General features: G+C 73.1%; 4 protein-coding genes and 1 pseudogene. 2 read left to right on the top strand and 3 right to left on the bottom strand.

All coding sequences use genetic code 11. From position 1 onward, the window contains the following. Positions 1-88: 88 nt before the first annotated feature. The 3 genes from ACLWS4_RS36940 to ACLWS4_RS36930 all read right to left on the bottom strand — a co-directional run bounded on the left by ACLWS4_RS36940 (position 89) and on the right by ACLWS4_RS36930 (position 3,056). On the bottom strand, positions 89-1,441 hold the full coding sequence (locus ACLWS4_RS36940) for a hypothetical protein (protein WP_416876412.1): 1,353 nt from the start codon (positions 1,439-1,441) through the stop codon (positions 89-91). Between the two features lie 196 nt (positions 1,442-1,637). After that, a complete protein-coding gene (locus tag ACLWS4_RS36935; protein ID WP_049656484.1) occupies positions 1,638-2,408 on the bottom strand; it encodes a lysophospholipid acyltransferase family protein in 771 nt (256 codons plus the stop codon). Positions 2,409-2,630: 222 nt separating this feature from the next. Continuing rightward, positions 2,631-3,056, bottom strand: a complete 426-nt coding sequence (locus ACLWS4_RS36930; protein WP_049656482.1) for a DUF4395 domain-containing protein — start codon at positions 3,054-3,056, stop codon at positions 2,631-2,633. Positions 3,057-3,361: 305 nt separating this feature from the next. On the opposite strand from ACLWS4_RS36930, the gene ACLWS4_RS36925 reads away from it, so the two are divergent. Both ACLWS4_RS36925 and ACLWS4_RS36920 read left to right on the top strand, forming a co-directional pair. Then, on the top strand, positions 3,362-3,712 hold the full coding sequence (locus ACLWS4_RS36925) for a TlpA family protein disulfide reductase (RefSeq protein ID WP_416876411.1): 351 nt from the start codon (positions 3,362-3,364) through the stop codon (positions 3,710-3,712). Between the two features lie 252 nt (positions 3,713-3,964). After that, a pseudogene (locus tag ACLWS4_RS36920) lies at positions 3,965-4,077 on the top strand (electron transfer flavoprotein subunit beta); the annotation flags it as partial.

The raw sequence follows: 4,077 nt of genomic DNA, 5'->3' as shown, positions 1-4,077 counted from the left end.
GAGTAGGACGCCGCCGAACAATTCTTCAGAAGAACCCCCATCCGGGACCCGGATGGGGGTTCTTCGCGTTTTCAGGGCCGGGGCGAATCTATTCGTCGGAGTCGGATTCGGGCTGCGGCTTCTCCGTGGGCGCCTGCCCCTGGGCCTGGGCGGGTTGCTGGGCATCGGGCCGCGGCGCCTGGGGTGCCGACGACGCCTGACCCGAGGCCTGATCCGACGGTTGGGCCGTCGCCTGGACCTGGTCGGCGGGAGCCGCCGGGGCCTCCGCCGTCCCCCAGGCCGGCCGGCTGAGCCACTTGTCCGCGCTGTTGGTGAGACGGGCGACGCCCGTACCGTCCGGCCGCATGCTGTAGAGGTCGGCGCCGGTGCCGGCGGGCGCCTGGGCGAAGACGATGGACTTGCCGTCAGGAGCGTAGGCGGCCGCGCCGTAGAAGGCGTCCGAGGGTGCGGGGGTGAGGGCGCCGACGGCGCTGCCGTCGGGGTGGACGGTGTAGATGCCGCCGCCGGGGGCGTTGTCGGGGCCGGCCGGGTAGGTGGTGAAGAGGATCTGGGTGCCGTCGGGGGACCAGTCCGCGCGGTCGCCGGCGCGCAGTTCCCAAGGGGTGAGCTGGCGCAGCCCGGTGCCGTCCGCGCTGACCACGTAGATGGCGCGGCTGTTGGCGGGCTGCCCCGTGGCGCTGGTGCGGTACTCGAAGGTGAGCTGCTTGCCGTCGGGGGACCAGCTGGGGTTGCTGATCGCGCCGGAGTAGGGCTTGTCGTTGGTGAGGAAGGTGAGCCGCTGGACGTCGGTGCCCTCGGGGGTCATCAGGTAGAGGTCGGAGTACTGGATCTGGTGGCTGCCGGACGGGTCCAGGGCGCCCCAGGAGCGGCTGAAGGCGACCTGCTTGCCGTCGGGGGAGAAGGCGGGGGCGCGTTCGTCCTCGTTGGCGCAGTCGGCGGTGCCGCTGTCGCAGAGCTGGTTGACCTGGTGCTCGGGGCCGCCGGCGGTGAGGACGGTCCAGAGCCGGGCGGTGCCGGTCTGCGGGTCGGTGCGGTCGAAGGCGATGGTGGCGCCGTCGGGGGACCAGTCCGGGCGGTCGTCGAGCGCGCGGGCCGGCGGCTGGGTGACCTGGTGCTGGCCGGTGCCGTCGGGGGAGAGGGTGACGATCGCGGTGCTGGTGCGGGCGGCGTCGGCGTAGGCGCGGCTGACGATCAGCCCGTTGTGCGCGGCGGCCGCGGGGGCTCCGACGGCCGCGCCGACCACGCCGGGGGTCGCGGCGGGTGTCGCCTCGGGGGTGGCGGTGGGGGTCTCCGGCCGGATCTCCGAGAGCGGGATCTCCCCGGGTTCGGCCCCGCAGCCGGTGAGCAGGGCGCCCAGAAGCAGAAGGCCCGCACCGGCGCTCGCGCGGGTGCGGGCCCTGCCCGTGGGTGACTGCCGTGTGCCGGTGGTGATCCGTGCCATCTCCGCCTCCGAGACTCTCGACCGCTCCGACGTGTGCCCCCGCCGAGGATTCAGGACGAAGGCCCCTGAAAGGAGCTGTCACTGTGTCAGACGGGGGACGTCGGCGGTCCGGCGACACGCGACGGACCGCGCTCGCTCGATCGCACGGAGTAGGGGGGAGTGGAGGGGAGAGGAACAGAGGGGAGTGGAGTGGGCCTCAGCCCCGGGCGGCGCGGCGCTCGGCCTTGGCGAGGGCCTCTGCCTCGTCCTCGGCCTCGGCGACCTCCAGGGTGGGCGCCGTGCCGCCGAGCTGGGCGGGCAGCCACCAGGTGTCGTCCGGGCCGGAGGGCTTGCCGGGGTACTCGCGCTGGGCCTGGTCGAGCATCTCGCTCATGGCGGCGCGCAGCCGCCGGGTGACCATCACGGGCTTGTCGTCCGGCCCGAGGTGGATCGGCTCGCCGATCATGATGGTGACCGGGACGTGCCGCTTGGTGAGGGTCTTCGGGCGGCCCTTGGTCCAGAGCTGCTGGGTGCCCCAGAGCACGACGGGCAGCAGCGGGGTGCCGGAGTCGGCGGCCATCCGGGCGGCGCCGGTCTTGAACTTCTTGAGCATGAAGGAGCGGCTGATGGTCGCCTCGGGGAAGACCCCGACCACCTCGCCGGCCTTGAGGGCGCGCACGGCGGCCTCGTAGGCGGGCTGGCCGTCGGTGCGGTCGACCGGGATGTGCTTCATGCCGCGCATCAGCGGGCCGGAGATCCGGTGCTTGAAGACGTCGTCCTTGGCCATGAAGCGGGTCTTGCGCTTGCCGCCGCGGTACGCGCCGAGGCCCGCGAAGAGGAAGTCCAGGTAGCTGATGTGGTTGCTGACCAGTACCGCTCCCCCCCTGGCGGGGATGTGTTCGGCGCCCACGATCTTGATCCGCGCGTCGAGCGCGCGGAAGGCGGTGAGTGCGGCGCCGATCACCGGCGGGTACACGAACTCTGCCACGGTCAGTCCTGACTTCCACGGGCCGGAGCCCGGTTCGGCGGGTACCCGCTCCGTTGCGCGGGCGGTGCCGACCGGAGTACGGCACTCCGCGGCGGTCACGGGTGATTCACGGAGATGATCCCCCGAACGAGTGCCTGCTGTCACCTGAGGCGTGCGGTCAAGTGGGTATTGCCGATGTGATCTCCGTGATGAATTCGAACGGGAACTTTTCGGCCGCTCGCATCAGGCGCGGGAGGTGAGGCGGCCCTGGGCGTGCCGGACCAGGGGGTAGAGCTCGCAGCCCACGGAGTAGCCGAACACGGCGTTGGCGAAGGCGGCGGTGAGGGCGGTCGAGGCGCCCATCACGCCGAGCCACGTCACCTCGGTGCAGTAGCCGAGGGTGCCGACCGCGGCGAAGACCATGAGGACGCCCTGGTCGAGGCGGAGCGGCCGTTCGTCCTCGGTGGCGGAGGGCGGTGCGAGCCGGGGCAGCACGAGCGCCTGGAACAGCCGGACGTACGGGGCCAGGCGCAGGCCGCCGAACGAGCCGAGGGCGAAGACGAGCGTCTGGGCTCCCAGGAGCGGGCAGCTGCCGGTGGCCAGGACGAGGGCCAGGACGATCGCGGTGAGCGCTGCGGCTAAGCGGGGACCGCGGGGATCGGTCTGCAACGGGGCTCCGGGTGGTCGCGACGGGCGGCGGCAGCGGCGGGGCGTCAGCGCCGTCGGTGGACGGTGGTCCTGGCCGGGGCGATGACGCGGCGGCGGACCGGCGGCGGCATCGGGTGGCGGTCGGAGTCCATCGGCCGATCGTACGTGTCCCGGCCCTGGCGGTCGACCGTGTTTCGGGCGCCGCGGGCGCTGCCGCAGACTGGGGGGATGACCGGGCCGACGGCGTGCGTTGTCGTGCCTCGACGGGGCCGGTCCCGGCCCGCCGTGGCCGGGGGTGACGGGCCGGGAGTGACGGGAGGACGAGGGTGGGCACCGAGGACGGGGCGGACGAGGTACCGCTGTCGGAGGCCGTACGGCTGTCGGGGGCTGAGCTGGGCGGGCCGCTCGGCGCGCGGGCGACGCTGGTGCAGTTCTCGACGGCCTTCTGCCAGCCGTGCCGGGCCACCCGGCGGGTGCTCTCGGAGGTGGCCGGGATGGTCGACGGGGTGGAGCACATAGAGGTGGACGCCGAGGAGCGGTTGGAGCTGGTCCGCCGGCTGGAGGTCCGGCGGACGCCGACCGTCCTGGTGCTGGACGGGGAGGGCCGGGTGGTGCGTCGGGCGGCGGGCCAGCCGCGCCGGGTGGACGTGATCGCGGCGCTCGGTCGCGTGGTGTGAGCAATCCGGCCGCAGGTGTTCCGCCCCGGCGGGTGGAGTCGGCCCCGCGCTGGGGCAGGATGGGCACAGGCGGCGGGAGCAGCCGCACGGCATAAGCTACTGGCCAGTAGTGACCACTGCACTACCGGCGAGTATGCTGCCAGGAAGTTCCGGACCGGCACGGGAATTCGCTGCCCGGAGCGGGTGCGTGCCGTGTTCGCGCCCGCTTGCACCGCCGCAGCCGCCGGACGAGACCAGTACAGGAGACAGGCCGTGAGCTTGAGGATCGTTGTCTGTGTGAAGCACGTGCCGGACGCGACGGGTGACCGTCGTTTCGCGGACGACCACACCACCGACCGGGAGGGTGTGGACGGCCTCCTGTCGGA

The sequence above is a fragment of the Kitasatospora sp. SC0581 genome, assembly GCF_048159585.1.
GTDB lineage: Bacteria > Actinomycetota > Actinomycetes > Streptomycetales > Streptomycetaceae > Kitasatospora.
This window is presented reverse-complemented; position numbering and strand designations above follow the sequence as displayed.